The sequence below is a fragment of the Halobacteriovorax sp. CON-3 genome, assembly GCF_043196995.1.
In the GTDB taxonomy this organism is placed as follows: domain Bacteria; phylum Bdellovibrionota; class Bacteriovoracia; order Bacteriovoracales; family Bacteriovoracaceae; genus Halobacteriovorax_A.
This window is the reverse complement of the sequence record NZ_JBEBNA010000001.1, coordinates 2,108,911-2,124,416: the sequence shown is the minus strand read 5'-3', so window position 1 is coordinate 2,124,416 and position 15,506 is coordinate 2,108,911. Positions and strand designations below refer to the sequence as shown.

The 15,506-nt window shown below is 35.5% G+C and carries 14 protein-coding genes; all 14 read right to left on the bottom strand.

What is annotated here, in order from left to right; genetic code table 11:
* Positions 1–8: 8 nt before the first annotated feature.
* Positions 9–620, bottom strand: a complete 612-nt coding sequence (locus ABMA72_RS10160) for a type IV pilin protein (protein ID WP_392861161.1) — start codon at positions 618–620, stop codon at positions 9–11.
* 205 nt (positions 621–825) lie between these two features.
* Complete coding sequence (locus ABMA72_RS10155; protein WP_392861163.1) at positions 826–2,040, bottom strand: type II secretion system F family protein; 1,215 nt, start codon at positions 2,038–2,040, stop codon at positions 826–828.
* Positions 2,041–2,048: 8 nt separating this feature from the next.
* Positions 2,049–3,188, bottom strand: coding sequence for a type IV pilus twitching motility protein PilT (locus tag ABMA72_RS10150; RefSeq protein WP_392861165.1), 1,140 nt, complete (start codon positions 3,186–3,188; stop codon positions 2,049–2,051).
* Positions 3,189–3,212: 24 nt separating this feature from the next.
* Entirely contained in the window at positions 3,213–4,889 is a 1,677-nt protein-coding gene (locus ABMA72_RS10145) for a GspE/PulE family protein (RefSeq protein WP_393057037.1), read from the bottom strand.
* A 75-nt stretch (positions 4,890–4,964) separates the two neighbouring features.
* A complete protein-coding gene (locus tag ABMA72_RS10140) occupies positions 4,965–5,645 on the bottom strand; it encodes a hypothetical protein (RefSeq protein WP_392861168.1) in 681 nt (226 codons plus the stop codon).
* Complete coding sequence (locus tag ABMA72_RS10135; RefSeq protein WP_392861169.1) at positions 5,638–6,558, bottom strand: bifunctional riboflavin kinase/FAD synthetase; 921 nt, start codon at positions 6,556–6,558, stop codon at positions 5,638–5,640. Before ABMA72_RS10135 ends, ABMA72_RS10140 begins: the two co-directional genes overlap by 8 nt.
* Positions 6,545–8,203, bottom strand: a complete 1,659-nt coding sequence (locus ABMA72_RS10130) for a hypothetical protein (RefSeq protein WP_393057035.1) — start codon at positions 8,201–8,203, stop codon at positions 6,545–6,547. The genes ABMA72_RS10135 and ABMA72_RS10130 overlap by 14 nt, the downstream gene beginning before the upstream one ends.
* Entirely contained in the window at positions 8,203–10,002 is a 1,800-nt protein-coding gene (locus tag ABMA72_RS10125; RefSeq protein WP_393057033.1) for a VWA domain-containing protein, read from the bottom strand. The genes ABMA72_RS10130 and ABMA72_RS10125 overlap by 1 nt, the downstream gene beginning before the upstream one ends.
* Positions 10,002–10,844: a VWA domain-containing protein gene (locus tag ABMA72_RS10120; protein WP_392861175.1), complete on the bottom strand. Its 843-nt coding sequence runs from the start codon at positions 10,842–10,844 to the stop codon at positions 10,002–10,004. Before ABMA72_RS10120 ends, ABMA72_RS10125 begins: the two co-directional genes overlap by 1 nt.
* A 136-nt stretch (positions 10,845–10,980) precedes the next feature.
* Positions 10,981–11,763, bottom strand: coding sequence for a hypothetical protein (locus ABMA72_RS10115; protein WP_392861177.1), 783 nt, complete (start codon positions 11,761–11,763; stop codon positions 10,981–10,983).
* Positions 11,763–12,608 (bottom strand): DUF58 domain-containing protein, encoded by an 846-nt coding sequence (locus ABMA72_RS10110; RefSeq protein WP_392861178.1) that lies wholly within the window; start codon positions 12,606–12,608, stop codon positions 11,763–11,765. Before ABMA72_RS10110 ends, ABMA72_RS10115 begins: the two co-directional genes overlap by 1 nt.
* A 1-nt stretch (position 12,609) precedes the next feature.
* Positions 12,610–13,557, bottom strand: a complete 948-nt coding sequence (locus tag ABMA72_RS10105; protein ID WP_392861179.1) for an AAA family ATPase — start codon at positions 13,555–13,557, stop codon at positions 12,610–12,612.
* Positions 13,550–14,722 carry a class I SAM-dependent rRNA methyltransferase gene (locus ABMA72_RS10100; protein ID WP_393057031.1) on the bottom strand — a complete coding sequence of 391 codons (1,173 nt, stop codon included), beginning with the start codon at positions 14,720–14,722 and terminating at the stop codon, positions 13,550–13,552. Before ABMA72_RS10100 ends, ABMA72_RS10105 begins: the two co-directional genes overlap by 8 nt.
* Positions 14,723–15,502: a hypothetical protein gene (locus tag ABMA72_RS10095; protein ID WP_392861183.1), complete on the bottom strand. Its 780-nt coding sequence runs from the start codon at positions 15,500–15,502 to the stop codon at positions 14,723–14,725. It lies immediately after the preceding gene.
* Between the last annotated feature and the right edge of the window lie 4 nt (positions 15,503–15,506).

Here is a 15,506-nt window from a genome sequence, read left to right as displayed (position 1 = left end):
AATTAAGACTAGTAACCTTTATTAATTTCTCTAAGTACTTTATCTTGGTCAATCGCCCATTTACTCGCATTAGCAGTAGTAATATTGTCTGAGTCAATGTAACCAATTGCACCAGCTACAAAGTAACCACCTTGAGCGTCTACACCTGGAGCAGTTTGTGTACCGTCACCCATGTTCGAAACAGCAATAGTAGAAATGTTAGCAACAGTTGTTCTCTGCCCCCCTACTTTCTTAAATGCAGGTGCGCCAAACTCAATATTTTGGCATGTTCCACCGTTATCTCTAACGATTTGGTTTGGTGTCGAGTTAGCAGCACTAAATCCAATTGAGTAATAATTACTCCCACTAGATGGTGTTGAAGCATCCCATGCACCATTTGGTGATACGTAACCAGCGTCACCTAGACATGTACCAAATGAATCATAATCAGTTTGAATAGCTGTCATAGCTGAATAAATTGAAGCTAACTGAAGCTTAGCTTCAGAAGTTTTCGTTTTCGCTTGATACTTTTTAAAGTTTGGAATTGCTACCGCAGATAGAATTCCGATGATGGCTACAACGACCATCAACTCAACTAGGGTAAACCCCTTTGAGTTTCTCAACTCGTTCGTAAATTTCATGTCTTTTCTCCTCGTTAATCTAATTTAGATAGATTAATTTAAACAAGTTTAAGAACTTAGCTAAAATTAAGATTTAACCAGCCCTACAACTACTTTACGGTATATTTAACTTAAAAATTAAGTCTTAGTAATATCAAACACTTACTTCGAAACAATAAATAAATTCTACTACTTTTTTGCCTCTAAAGTATGTCAATCTAAGTAATTAAGCTCCTGCTGACATGAACATTGGTAGGTAAATTGCAATAAGAACACCACCGATGATTCCACCAAGAACGACAAGAACTAAAGGCTCTAGCATCTTTGTCGCTGCTGTAATTGCATCATTAACCTCATCTTCAAAAACAACAGAGATCTTGGCCAGCATTTGATCAATTGCCCCGGTTGATTCACCAACTTTAATCATCTGGGCGACCATTTCAGGAAAATAATCAATTTTCGTTAAAGGCTCAGTAAGGGTTTTACCTTCTATTACTTTCTTCCTGACTTCTTTGATATCACCCGAGATAACACTATTATCAATCGTTTCAACACAGATTTCTAAGGCATCGATAAGTGCAACACCAGAACCAAGTAATGTAGCAAGTGTTCTTGAAAACTGTGCCAAACTACCTTTAATAATAACAATACCAAAGCCTGGGACATTCATTGCAAATTTATCAAATGCTACTTTTCCTTGTGGTGTTTTTACAAAGTAAGTAAGAAAAATCATGGCCGCAATACCACCAATAATCATCTTCCCAGAGTACTCACCAAAGAATTCAGATGTATCAATTACAAATTGAGTTATCCAAGGAAGCTCCTGTCCTGTATCTGCGAGCATTCCTGTAAACTGAGGAACAACATATGTAATTAGACCCCAAACAACAAGTGCCCCAATACCTGATACGATAAGTGGATAACTCATTGCTGACTTAATTTGTTTTTTAATTTTTTCTTGTTTCTCTAAGTGCTCTGTAAGTTTAGAAAGGATCTCATCGAGAATACCACCAACCTCTCCGGCTTTTACAAGGTTACAGTAGAGATTATCAAAGCCTTGCTGCTTACGCATACTCTCAGCAAGAGTATTACCTTCTGCTACATCTGTTGCAATATTCTTTACTGCATTTTTTAGTGCTGGATTTTTTTCTGACTTATAAATAATCTCAAGGGCCAAAATAATTGGTACACCTGCATTGATCATAATGGATAACTGCTTAGTAAAGTTCATTAATTCTGGAGCACCAAAGGCTGATCCAATCCCCTTCTCAATTAACCATGCATTAATATCAAATTCTAAAATTGACGGTGGAATTATTTTACGTACACGATTACCTTGGGCGCGCAGTCTCTTCTTCGCATCCTTTTCATCGTTGGCCTGGATTTGTCCAGAGGCCTTTTTACCGTTTTTATCAAGTCCTTCCCATTTATATAGTGGCATATCTTACTCTATCGCTCCTTAATACCTAGTTGTGGACCAAGCTCTTCAGGGTTTGTTGAGTATGACATGGCCGTCTCAACATCAATTGCACCAGAATCAACATGCTTTTTAATAGATTGATTCATTGTCGTCATACCGGTCTGATCCTGACCAATTTGCATTTGTGAATAAATTTGATGCATTTTATCTTCACGAATTAAGTTTCGAATCGCAGGTGTTGGCCTTAAAATTTCAAGACAAGCAACTCGTCCAGGCTCATATGTTTTTGGTAATAGTTGTTGTGAAACAACACCTTGTAGAACAAATGAGAGCAGTGTACGAATCTGATCTTGTTGATCCGAAGGAAAAACGTTTACGAGACGGTTAATTGTCTGCACACACGAGTTAGTGTGGAGTGTTCCAAAAACTAAGTGTCCAGTTTCTGCAACAGTTAAGGCAGCTTCAATTGTTTCCACATCCCTCATCTCACCAACAAGAACAATATCAGGATCTTGTCTTAAAAGCCCTTTAAGAGCATTTTCGAATGAGTGAGTATCACGGCCAATTTCACGTTGATTCACAATACTTGTTTTATGTGGGTGGACGAATTCGACAGGGTCTTCAAGAGTAACGATATGCGCAGGCTCCATCTCATTAAGACGATTAATAAGAGCTGCAAGAGTTGTCGATTTCCCTGAACCTGTTGGTCCCGTTACGAGGAAGAGACCATTTGAAACGTCTGTCATTTCCATAAGTACATTTGGTAGATTTAGTGCTTTGAAATCAGGAACAGCACTAGGAATTAAACGAAATACCGCTGCGACTCCACCTTTTGAGTAGAATATATTTGCCCTAAAACGTGCAAGCCCCTTAATTCCAAAGGCAAGGTCGAGTTCTAGATTTTTCTCAAATTCATTTCTTTGTTCTTCAGAAAGTATTTGATAAATAAGCGACTTACTTGAAGAAGCATCAAGAGCAGGAAGTTTTACTCTAACAATGTCACCATTAACTCTCATTGCAGGAGCAGTTCCTGGAGTTAAGTGCAAATCTGAACCACCATTATCAACCATCAACTTAAAGAGCTGTTGGATTTTAAGGGATTCGGCACTTGTGATAGCACCTGTCTTTGTTTCCGTTTTAGTTTTTGTTTGCGTATTATCGCTACTCATCTATTTCACCTATAGAAAATATTATTATAATTTATCAACACTCGAATTTTTTATTGCTTCAGCTAAAGTTGTGACACCTTCAGCAACTTTTGTCAGGGCCGACATTCTTAATGTCTTCATCCCATCTGCAATAGCCTGCTTTTTCAAATCATCAGAAGAACAGTGCTTTAAAACAAGATCTCTTGCAGCCGGAGTCATTTCTAGAACTTCATAAATGGCGACACGTCCCTTGTAACCTGAACCATCACAGAACTCACAACCAGTACCGTGATAAACTTTAAGATTCTTAGCAGAATTTGGAGTTACACCACAGGCAACAATTTGATCAACTGTTACGCTCTCATCGACAGTCTTACAGTTTTCACAAATCTTACGACATAGTCTTTGTGCAACAACAACATTTAGAGCACCTGTTACAAGGAAAGGCTCTATTCCCATATTTAATAAACGAGTAACTGTTGAAGGAGCATCATTGGTGTGAAGAGTAGATAGAACCATGTGACCAGTTAGGGCCGCTTCAATGGCAATCTCACCTACTTCTTGGTCTCGAATCTCCCCAACCATGATAATGTCCGGATCCTGTCTAAGAAAGGCCTTAAGAGCTCTAGCAAAGTCCAGTCCAATATCCTTTCTAACGTTAACCTGATTGATCCCTTCTAAGTTAAATTCACAAGGGTCTTCGGCCGTCGAAATATTTTTTTCAATATTATTAAGCTCTGATAATGCAGAATAAAGAGTTGTTGTTTTCCCTGAACCAGTAGGCCCTGTAACAAGACACATTCCGTAAGGCTGTCTAATACCTTCTAAGAAAACATCAAGTTGTTTCTTTTCAAAACCTAACTTAGTCATATCTAACTGTAGATTTGATTGGTCTAAAAGTCGCATTACAACTTTTTCACCAAATAGTGTCGGTAGTGTGGAAACACGATAATCGATAGGGTTACCATCAATCTCTAGCTTAATACGTCCATCTTGTGGAATCCTTCTTTCAGAAATATCAAGTTGAGAAAGAATTTTCATTCTCGAAACTAATGGCAATAGCATTGATCGTGGTGGTGCCGCGTACTCATGGAGAGAACCATCTAATCGAAATCTAATTCTGAAATTATTTTCATAAGGCTCAACGTGAATATCGGATACCTTTTTAATATATGCTTCAGCTAGGACCTTGTTAACGTACGAAATGATATCTTCGCCAATATCTTCTTCTTTTACGTTCTCATCACCTTGTGCCTGATCACCTCTAACCTCTCTTACAGTTTCAAGAATTTCATCAATGGAGGCTTGGATATTTTGATATAGAGTTTTCCACGCAGATAAAGAAGTTAAAACAAACTCTACGTTAGACTGAATTTCTTTTTGTATTTCTGCTCTAATTTCAACAAGTGATGGATCAAAAATAGCTAATGATAAAGTTCCTGCTTGTCTCTTCAAAGGAACAATTCGAAATTTTGTGGCAACACCTTTTTTAACTAATTGTAGTGTTGAACCTGGTACACGAGTTTCTGATAAATCAACATAGGCAAGACCACTTTGTTCTGCAATGGCCTTTGCAAATTTAATATCATCAAAGAAATTAAACTTTAATAGATCTAACTCTGACACAACACCAGGGTTCTTATTTGCAGCTAATGGTACTAAATCTTTTCGTGGTACCATACCGGTTTTTGAAATGACTTCTAGAAATTCTTTTCTTATCACCTTACGTTATCCTAATATTAGTTTCTTTAAATATTGAATACTTAGACACTCTAACTATTTACTATTTATTTACTATTATAACGTAAAGTTCCAAAATTTTTTTGCTGCTACTGCTTGTAGGTAAAGAAGTTCACTTCCATCTACATAAGTGAGTTTATTACTCAGAAAAGACTGATGATATTCATGAGAATAGTTCATATCCCAAAAAATAGAGTTTTTTGATAGTACAGAATCAAACTGAAATTGACGTGCACAACAATTGATAATCAATGTCTTATCAAGATTAACAAAGGAATCATATTTAATAGAATTTAGATCACCATTCTTTCTTCTAGAGAATTGGTGATAATTGATATTTAGCTCTTTAAATAAAATTTTGAACATATTTGTCATAGCGCCATCACCAAGCATGACGATATCTTTTTGTTCATACGAGTTTTTCAAAATGATTTCTTTAGCGGCCAAGTAGTCAGTATTTGTGCCAAAAAATTGTGTTCCATCATATTTAATGCAATTGATTGCACCAATTTCCTTTACAGTATCCTCTAATAAAACATCATTTAGAAAGTGCTTCTTATAAGGAGCTGTAATTGAAAGTCCTTGAAGATTAGAAAAGATCTCTTTTAATTTAGGAATATTTTTTTCATCATCAATATCCAAAAGAGTGTATTCAACTTGGCCATCAAAGAGTTCATCATATATATCAGGCGATTTTGAATGTTGAATATTCTTTCCTAAAAGACCTAGCTTAAGCATTAAAATATTCTCGCGTCTTCTTCACATCTAATTTAATTTGTTCAATGAGCTCATTTACTGATGAGAATTTCTTTTCATCCCTTAACCTTTTAATGAATGATACTTCTAGTTCATTTCCGTAAATATCATTATCAAAGTCTAAGATATGTGTTTCAACGAAAACATTATTTCCATCATTAAAGGTAGGATTATGACCGATATTTGTAACGGAGTACCATGTAGATTCCCCAAACTTAGTTTTCGTAATATAGACACCATTTTTAGGATAACGACGATAACGATCGAGGGCCAAGTTAGCTGTCGGAATTCCAATCTGACGACCACGGCCAGCGCCTTTTATAACACGTCCCCTAATAAAATAGTTTCGTCCTAGATACTTTCCAACACTTTCAACGTCTCCATTTGCCAGAGATTCACGTACAACTGTACTAGAAACTTTATCTCCTTCAACATCGTAAGAGCAAAGTACATTTACTTCTGTAGACTTTGATGAACAAAAACTTTTAACAAACTCATGATTTCCTTTCTTTTGCGCACCAAAAGCAAAATCATGCCCAAGATAAATTCTTTTAGGCTCTATATGATTAAAGATATATTCGTTTAAGAATACTTCTGGTTCTTTCATCGATAGATCACGATTAAATTCAATCTCTAATAGGTAATCAATATTTTGACGAGAAAGAAGCTCTCTTCTTTCTTCATAACTATTAATTAGGTAGTGCTCTTTTGGATTTAGGATTTCAATAGGATGTGGAGTAAATGTTATCACGACTAGTTTTAAATCAGCATCGCGGCATTCATTATAAATCTGATTAATAATTTTCTGATGGCCACGATGAACACCGTCAAAGTTACCAATAGTAACAGCAAAATTATCACACTCTATTTCGTTTAGGCTTTTAATTATTTTCATATTCTGCTCTAGCTAGTTCTTGCCAGTATTCTTTCTTATACTTAAGAGGCAACTTAGCGCCTTTGTACTCATTTTTTCCAGCATTATCGACAAGATCGAAAAAGTATTTTCTAGCTTCATCTGAAACTCTCATTCCCTTAATACGATCATTTAAGCTATCACCGTGTACACTTGGTGTAAATATTGTGATGTAATGAAAAATATTTGAATAATTAAATTCATTTTTAAGATTCTTAAAAGGATCTCTATCAAAGAATCTAATATAAGGAAATGCCGTAATCACTAGAATCAAAATTATGATTCCCGCTAGCGAATAATTAATAATATCCCATAAGCTTCTCTTATTAGAGACAACAAATACTGGCGCCATAATATTTTCTGCCAGTATCGTTTTCTGGACTTCAGGCATTGTAACCTGCTTATTTTTAACAACTTCTTTTGTCTCACTCGATGCAATATTTGAAGCGGCACTTCCTGAACCAATAATGACAAGTGGATCAACAACTAGCTCTGTCGTTTCAAACTGGCCAGAAGCTGGATCAAATGTCGATAATTCAATTTTTCTCTGTGAAACAAATTCTGCTCTTTTTGCTAAGAAAGTATAATCAAATACCTTATTCTTTATAAGTGGAGTTTGTTCAACCATTTCCGCTCTTGTTTCGAAAACTTCGAATGCATCAGAATTAATTAAAGTAGGTGCATCAAATTTCTCAAGCGCACCATCTCCGCGAACTTCTAAACGGGCCTCTAATACATCATTCACAACAATTTTACTCTTATTAAGACTTAAGTTGAAAGAGTGTTTACCAACAAGTCCCGTAAAAGACTTAGGCATATTCTCCATAGGAATCTGAAGGGCCTTTATTTTAACTCGCTCACTTCTAATCGTTTTCGACTTATAAGTTGCTGAGCTAAATGAAAATGACATCCCGAATGCATTTCCGCGTCTATTCTTATAGTCTGGGTGTTGAAAACGTACTTCGATAGGATCAATAGAAAGATTTCCTGGCTTTTCAGGATAGAGTACACTTTTATATACAGGAATACGTTTGTAGACATCTCCCTGAACACTTACTCTCTCAACATTTGTACGTGGTAACTCAAAACGTTTTAAGAAATTCTTTTGTACAGGAAATTTAACAAATTCAGGATTAGTTATTTCCCCCTTAAAATATACATAGTAGACAAGGTCAATCTTCTCTCCAACATATGCCTGAGTTTTATCTACTTCTGCGCGAATAAAGTAATCTTGGAGTCTTGCCCTTTGACTAAGAATACGAACTGTTAAAGAACGGTGCTTAATAACTTCATTTCCAAAATCAACTTTAATATCCCTAACTATAGCACTTCCCTTTTTTAATGCTCTAAGTTCATAGACGTAATTATAGACTTTTTTCTGAATCATTTTACCGCCAGCAAAATACCCTTTCACCATCAGTCGACTTGCATCATTTGTGTTATCAGAGACTATTTCAGCATTATTAAGCTTGAAGCTTACATAAGGTTCCGTTTCACCCTGATACTCGAAATTGATTATTAATTTAAACGAATCCTCTAACGCGACCTCAGATGAGCTTACTTTTGCAGTTATCGTTTGAGCGATAGAAGAAAATGTTAATAGAATTAAAATTATATACTTAAACATTACCAATCCTTACGATTATTATTTCCATCTGAAGTTGTATCGATAAATTTCTTTTGCAGTTGTGAATCATCATTCATAATCTGCTTAAAGACTCCATTTGCTTTTCTCATACGCTTTTTCTTCTTGGCCTGATCTTCTAGATCCTTCCACTGCTGTTGCTGAGTTTTTTGCTTTTTCTTATTCTTTTCATCTTTATCATTATTGTTTTCAGACTTATTTTGGTCTTTCTTTTTATTTCCTTCATCAGATTTATTTTGATCTTTTTTCTTATCTTCTTGACCCTTCTGCCCTTGGTCTTTCTGATCTTGCTTGTCGTCTTTATTTTGTTGACCATCTTTCTTTTGCTGTTTTTGGTCTTGGTTTTTATTATCCTTATTTTCTTTATTGTCTTTGTTTTCTTCTTGTTTCTTCTTATCTTGTTCTTGCTTTTTCTTATCTTGCTTCTGCTTTTGAAGAGCAAATTTGATTTGCTTCTTAATTGCTTCTGCAAGCTCTTCATTATCCGCGTTTTGCTCTAAGATATACTTATAAAGATTAACGGAATCGACAAATTGATTATTTTTCAAGAGTGCAGTTGCATAATTGAATAGGTCTGTTGGTGCCTCATCTTCATAATTATTCAATGTTTCATTATAGATATCGGCAGCTTGCTTTTGCCCATCCTTCTGCTTTAAAAATAATTCTGCTAGTTTTAACTTCTCATCTTTTGAAATATTACCTGCACGCATTTTATCAACTAGCATCTCTTGCATTGGATCGGCTTCTGCTTCTTCTTGAGCATAGCTATTCTCAGTTGGAAGAATAAATAGAGAAAATAAAATAAGCATGACCACCGGCTTAAATGTTTTAAAACGTCCAAAGAACACTGATAGAATATAAAAGAAAATACTTGTCACGATGAGCCAATACCCTAGAACAGGTCTTGATCTCAATGTTCCCTTAGTGAAGGAATTCAAATGAATATCCTTAAAGAATCCAAGAATCTCTTGTGTTGGTAAACTATAGGATTCCACAAACCATACTTTTGCATATTTAGATTTATTAACAAGATCCTCAAAAAACTGCTTATTTAGTTTGGAGACAATCTCGACACCATTGAATTTTTTATAACCAAAGAAATTACCACGCTTTCCACGCATAGGAATTTTCCCACCTTCCTCTGTACCAACCCCAACAATTGCCAAACTGATTTCAGCAGGAATATCAACTTCAATATTAGAGTGCTCTTCACCATCTGTGATTAAAAGAATATTTCCTTTTGTAAATCCGTCACTTGTCTTAAAGAATTGGAACGCCTCTTTTAAAGCAAGACTAACATTTGACCCTCCTTCCGGAGCAGCACTTAACATTGTTCCCAAGCGTGACTCAAGAATATCGACATCATCTGTAAATGGAACGATCTTACGTTGTATATCAGAGAAAATACTTAAGGCAACCTGATGGCCATAAGCATTTTTAACAAAGTGCTTTGCAATAATAGCTGCTTTAGAAATTCGATTAGGTCTAATATCTTCAACTAACATACTTAAAGAATTATCAATTAAGATTAGTGTTCTCTGGTTAGGAATATTAGATTCAACAAGTTCTTCAGGGCCACGAAGATCTCCAAGAGAAAACGCAAAACCAAAGAAGGCCAGAGTATAGCATAACATTGACAGCTTACTTATTGGCCTAGAATTAAAATTCCAAACCTGTTTAACAATTTTGAAAAAGCGTTTTCTTAGTATGAACAAAAGCGTGATAAATATAGCAACCGCTACAATAGAAATGATCAATAGCTTCGTATTAACAAAATCCATTATGCAACTTCCCTTAAGTATAAACGACGAGTACCTTCAACCAACATTAAGAGTAAAACACCTGCGAGTAAAAACTTATAATAATCTTCTTGATAAATAATACGTCCTTTAATCTCAAGTCCTTTTCTTTCAAGTTTATTAATCTCAGAAAGAACTTCATTTAAAGAGTCGTTATCAGAGGCAACAAAGTCTTTTCCTCCTGATAATTCTGCAATCTTTTGAAGAGTTTCAAAGTCCATACTTGCACCAGGCATATTCTGGTATCTCTTTCTTCCAAAAGCATCTCGACCGATCGGTAATTTTGCATCTGGGTCACCACCAATACCAATCGTATAGATCTTTATTCCTAACTCTTTTGCTTTCTCTGCAGCTTGCATAGGAGACATTAGACCTGCGTTCGCACTACCATCAGTTAGTAAAATGATTGATTTATTTTCAGCAACACTCGTTTCTGACCTTGCCAAGGCCAATCCAAGAGCATCGCCAATATTTGTACCAGAACCGAGAAAGCCAATATTAATCTGCTCAACTGATTGCTCTACTAGCTTTAAATCTGTTGTTACTGGAATTAGCGTAAACACCTTATCTCCAAACATGATGATACCAATTCGATCAACAGGAGATAGTTCAACAAATTTTCTTATCTGACTTTTCGCAGCTTCTAATCGATTTGGAGGAAAGTCTTCGGCCAACATCGATCTTGAAACATCAACAACAAAATAAATATCATTAATTTCTTTTTTTACATTGCTCTTGCCCATAGGAGTCTTTGGCCCCATTAGGGCAAAGCTGATAAGGGCCCATGATGCAAGAGAGACTAGAAATAGAAGCCCTCTTAACATAGACGGCCTAGCCTTTAGGCTATATCGCGGAGGAAGGATTAATTCCCCTTTTTTGAAGATTGCAAAAAAATCGATGCACCAAAATAGAAATCCTATAACACCGACAATGAATAAGTATTTGTTGTGAAAGATATAATTACTTAACAATGATATTCTCCTTGGCACGATTATGGAGATCAGAAATTGTTAAATCATCATCATGTGTCCAACTTCTCTTATACTGAAGCTCATTTATCTTATTTAAGTAGTCCTTAAACACCTCTGCGTTTTCAAATATTTCTTCATAATTTATTTTTTTCGAATAGATACCCTCATGTTTTTCACGAGTATCAGCATCTCTAAATTGGTCAATCTTTTCGGCCCAAGCCTTTTTAGCATTTTGCTTCTTATTAAATATTTGAAAGCCATAAAATGAAGCCAGCATTACAACAAGTAGCACCACTATATATATGACATACTCAATAATGGACCTTTCTTCTTCTAACTTTTTATCAAAAACAATGAAGTCTTGCTGTGCAACCGCTGTGTCTTGAAAGTTGATACCAGAAAATGAAACACCAAGGGCCATTCCTCGATAATCCCATATTTTTGGAAACGAATTCTTTGGTGTTGCAACGAGAACACCACTAGCTTCCACGATATAGTATTGCGGATTAGTTTTTAAGAAATATTGTTTATTAACTTTTGATATCTTAACAATATCAGCAAAGTCCCGTGACATTAAATTATTCTTAAGATCTTCATCAATTACATCTGTAATGGGATAAATTGTAAGCTTGAAGTCGCGAATTTCACCAACACTCCAAACTTTCTCATCACCTTCAAGGCTCAGCTCTATCTTTGTATCAAGTGCTCTCGTATTAAATGAGAAAGATATTAGAATTATTGCAAGAAACGAATAAAAGGAATGCAATCTCATTATAACATCTCCTTAACAAAATCTTCCAAGTAGCGATCCCCTACATTGATATCTTTTAATCTAAAGCCAAAATCCAATGGTTCGACTTTACCCTTAAGTCTGGCATCGACTTTTCCGCTTCCTTTCCCCGCAATACGTCCAATTACAGAGAAGCGAAATTCATTAGAAGTATCCAGCGGACAAAGTAATCTAAAGGCGTGTACATGTTTTCGGGCCGTGAGTCTTTTTAAAGTTTCTGGTGATAAGAATTCATAGAAATCACTAAGGATAACAACTTCTCTTTTCTTATAAAACTCTCTTACTAGCTCAGCATCAAATTTATCAAAATTACGCTCTTTTTGAGATACAAGATATTCAGTATCAATTTCACCGGCCTTATTAATGACGCTAGACTTCCTTAGGGCATCAACAAATGCGACAAGCCCAGCTTCTCCTCTTTTCTTTTGAACTCTTACAACTCGATCATTCAAACAGATAATAGTTTCTATATAATCATGAGTTTTTTCAGAGAGTAAATAAAGCAACGAGATAATTTCAAAGGCAGCAGCTAGTTTTGACTTACCATTGTGTCCAATAACCATACCTGGACTACAATCAAGTAAAATTGTAATCTCCACATTTCTTTCTTCTTCGAAAGTTTTAATATATGGAGTATTCGTTTTAGCAACCATTTTCCAGTCAATAAAACGAACATCATCACCATGAACATACACCTGATGTTCCTTAAACTTTAACCCCGTACCTCTAAAGTGAGATTTAAGCATACCAATAGAAAATGAGTTTGCTCTTTTGAACAAACTATTTTTCATATTTTGAACAATTTGATGTACTTCAAGTGTTTTCATATTAAATCATTTTCTGAGCAATCTTAACTGCTAAGTCCCTTGGGTTTATACCATCAATAGATGCCTCATAAGTTAAAATAATTCTGTGCCCTAAAACAGAAGCCACAACTTTCATCACATCATCTGGTGTAACATAATCACGTTGGGCCATAAATGCGTTAAAGCGTCCTAGTTTCTGTAACCAGATAGCAGCACGAGGTGAAGCTCCAGCTTGAACAAGTCCCTTAAAGTCAGGTGAGAAGTGTTTATCACCTGGCCTTGTTGCTCTTACTATCTTAATGATTAAGTCCTTCATTTTATCATCAACATAAACCTTATCAATTTCTTCACGAATAGAAAGAATGTCATCTGTTGAAAGAATAGAGCTTAAGTCTTGCTTAATATTCTCTAAATCAAGAATTGATTTTTCAGCTTCAAAATCAGGATAATTAACACTTACTTTCATCATAAATCGATCAAGCTGTGCTTCTGGAAGCGGATATGTTCCTTCTTGTTCAATAGGGTTTTGTGTAGCAAGTACAACAAATGGACTTGATAGTTTATGTGTCGAATCACCAATCGTTACTTGCTTTTCTGCCATTGCCTCTAGCAGTGCAGATTGTACCTTGGCCGGAGATCTATTAATCTCATCGGCAAGTAAAAGTTGTGTAAAGATTGGTCCAAACTTCGTCGAAAATTCTTCTTTTTGCTGCGAGTAAACCATTGTCCCAACAAGATCAGACGGGAGTAGGTCTGGCGTAAACTGAACCCTTTTAAACGTTAAGTCACAAAGCTTACTCATTGTTGATACAGATAATGTTTTACCTAAACCAGGCATACCTTCAATAAGAAGATGTCCTTCACAGACTAATGCAGCAATAATACTATCTAGCATTTCATCTTGGCCGTAGACAATTCTCTTGGCCCTATCTAAAACACTATTAACCTTCTGTTTTGAATTATCAGTCATTTCTTTCCACCTTATAAGCTAAATATTTTATATAATTTGATTTTGAATCTAGTCGACTAATAGGATGATCGAGACCCTGTATACCTGTATCGATTAACCTAATTGAAAGATTATTCTTTAGAGCACTCTTAGCAACACATTGATCTAATTCATTCATCGAAATATTTTGTGTACATGATGCTGCGGCAAGAATTCCCCCCTTATTAATCATCTTAAATATACGGGTATATAGTTTTTCGTAGCCACTAATCGCGGCCTTCTTATCTTTATAACTTTTACTAAATGCAGGAGGATCACATACGATTACATCATAGCTTGTACCTTCACTTACTTTTTCATCTAAAAACTTAAAGACATCCTTACGCGTAAAAATACCACGATTGCTAAAGTTATTTAGCTCAACATGATTGCCAACCACTTCTGCCATATTTGCTTGGTCGACAAACTCAACCTGCTCCACACCTGCACGTAAGATATGCAGTCCCCACGAGCCCACATAAGTAAATAGATCAAGTCCTTTTTTATAGCTTTGCCCTGTTCGCTCAATTAGTTCTTCAAACTTTCTTCGATTTTCACGGTGATCATAATAGTATCCCACCTTTTGCATCATCTCTCTTTTGATCTGATACTTAAAACCAGTTTCTTCAATTTCGATCAGCTCAGGTAATTCATCACTTTCAAAAACAGGAAGTTCTTCGATGTCACGATACTTCTTATTATCGAGAAGTATCACTTCCTTATCGAGAAGCTTTTGCAAATGTGCTTTTATTTCACTTCGAAAAGTGTCCATTCCCGCTGTATTAATTTGTAGAATGACACAGTTTCTGTAACCATCAAGAATCAGTCCAGGGAGTCCGTCTTCATCACCATAAATCAAACGAGCATCTTGTCCATAACCTATTTCAGAGCGGTAGTTTATTGCATCTTCGATAGCTTTTGCCACATACTCCCAAGGCTCTAACGATGATTTAAATATTGCAATATTCTTTTTTCGTGTTGAGTTTGGATTAACAAATCCAATATACTTATCTTTTAAATGACTAAAGCTACACCACTCACCAGGACGATGTGAACGAAGTGAATCTTCAATATCATTTTCAGATAAATGAATGACTTTACTTTCAAAGTGAAGTCTAACTTTTTTATTAATTTCTATTTGTCTCATTTATAGGCCTATAATCTTTTTGGCTTGCCCAGTATTGATTTGATAGTTTTGAATTTTCAAATCTAGTTTACCTAGCTCAACCTTCTTATCCCCTGTCACAACATATGACACAGCTTCGATATTACTTGGTAATCCGAAAGTTCCAAATTTTTCATACTCAATCTCAATCTCTTTTATAACAGAGGAAGCTCCTCTTCCTTCTGAAATAGATATCTGAGAGATTACACTCTTTCCTTTTGCCCATGATTTCTTAGAGTAAGAAAATGATGTTTTTGTATGTAGTTGTGGACTACTTGATTCGATCTCTTTAATTTGTCCGCTCGAGTATAGCTCAATACTTAAATCAAGTAATTCTGCCTTGTCTTTAACTCTAATATAACGACTATTATTTTTTGGATCTTTCTTAAACGCACTCTGCTCAAGAGGAGTTGTTAGGTTTTTCGCTAACACCAATTCTACATACGGCTTAACTTTTGCGATTAACGTTTGCTTAAGTAAATCAAAGCCTTTCTCCGGCAGCCCCTCGACTCTAATTCTAATATTATTAGGGTAAACCCAGTAGACACGATAGTAGATATCATCGGGCTCTAAGGCCGTGTTTGACCTTACGTATTTTTCTAAGTTTGGCTCACGGATATCAAAGAATAGGTCCTGTATCTGTCCTTCTAATGGAGTATACGTTCTTAACTTGTGATCGTTAAAGATACTACTATTGTTAGAAAAAACAGATGAAACAGAGAGTAATAAAACAACAATTAGAGATAAGTTAAATTTCAGCATAATA

Excerpts from the sequence above, each read along its gene's own strand:
- ABMA72_RS10160 (WP_392861161.1), bottom strand. The coding sequence starts at position 620 with ATGAAATTTACGAACGAGTTGAGAAACTCAAAGGGGTTTACCCTAGTT.
- ABMA72_RS10155 (WP_392861163.1), bottom strand. The coding sequence starts at position 2,040 with ATGCCACTATATAAATGGGAAGGACTTGATAAAAACGGTAAAAAGGCC.
- ABMA72_RS10150 (WP_392861165.1), bottom strand. The coding sequence starts at position 3,188 with ATGAGTAGCGATAATACGCAAACAAAAACTAAAACGGAAACAAAGACA.
- ABMA72_RS10140 (WP_392861168.1), bottom strand. The coding sequence starts at position 5,645 with ATGCTTAAGCTAGGTCTTTTAGGAAAGAATATTCAACATTCAAAATCG.
- ABMA72_RS10135 (WP_392861169.1), bottom strand. The coding sequence starts at position 6,558 with ATGAAAATAATTAAAAGCCTAAACGAAATAGAGTGTGATAATTTTGCT.
- ABMA72_RS10130 (WP_393057035.1), bottom strand. The coding sequence starts at position 8,203 with ATGTTTAAGTATATAATTTTAATTCTATTAACATTTTCTTCTATCGCT.
- ABMA72_RS10125 (WP_393057033.1), bottom strand. The coding sequence starts at position 10,002 with ATGGATTTTGTTAATACGAAGCTATTGATCATTTCTATTGTAGCGGTT.
- ABMA72_RS10120 (WP_392861175.1), bottom strand. The coding sequence starts at position 10,844 with ATGTTAAGAGGGCTTCTATTTCTAGTCTCTCTTGCATCATGGGCCCTT.
- ABMA72_RS10115 (WP_392861177.1), bottom strand. The coding sequence starts at position 11,763 with ATGAGATTGCATTCCTTTTATTCGTTTCTTGCAATAATTCTAATATCT.
- ABMA72_RS10110 (WP_392861178.1), bottom strand. The coding sequence starts at position 12,608 with ATGAAAACACTTGAAGTACATCAAATTGTTCAAAATATGAAAAATAGT.
- ABMA72_RS10105 (WP_392861179.1), bottom strand. The coding sequence starts at position 13,557 with ATGACTGATAATTCAAAACAGAAGGTTAATAGTGTTTTAGATAGGGCC.
- ABMA72_RS10100 (WP_393057031.1), bottom strand. The coding sequence starts at position 14,722 with ATGAGACAAATAGAAATTAATAAAAAAGTTAGACTTCACTTTGAAAGT.
- ABMA72_RS10095 (WP_392861183.1), bottom strand. The coding sequence starts at position 15,502 with ATGCTGAAATTTAACTTATCTCTAATTGTTGTTTTATTACTCTCTGTT.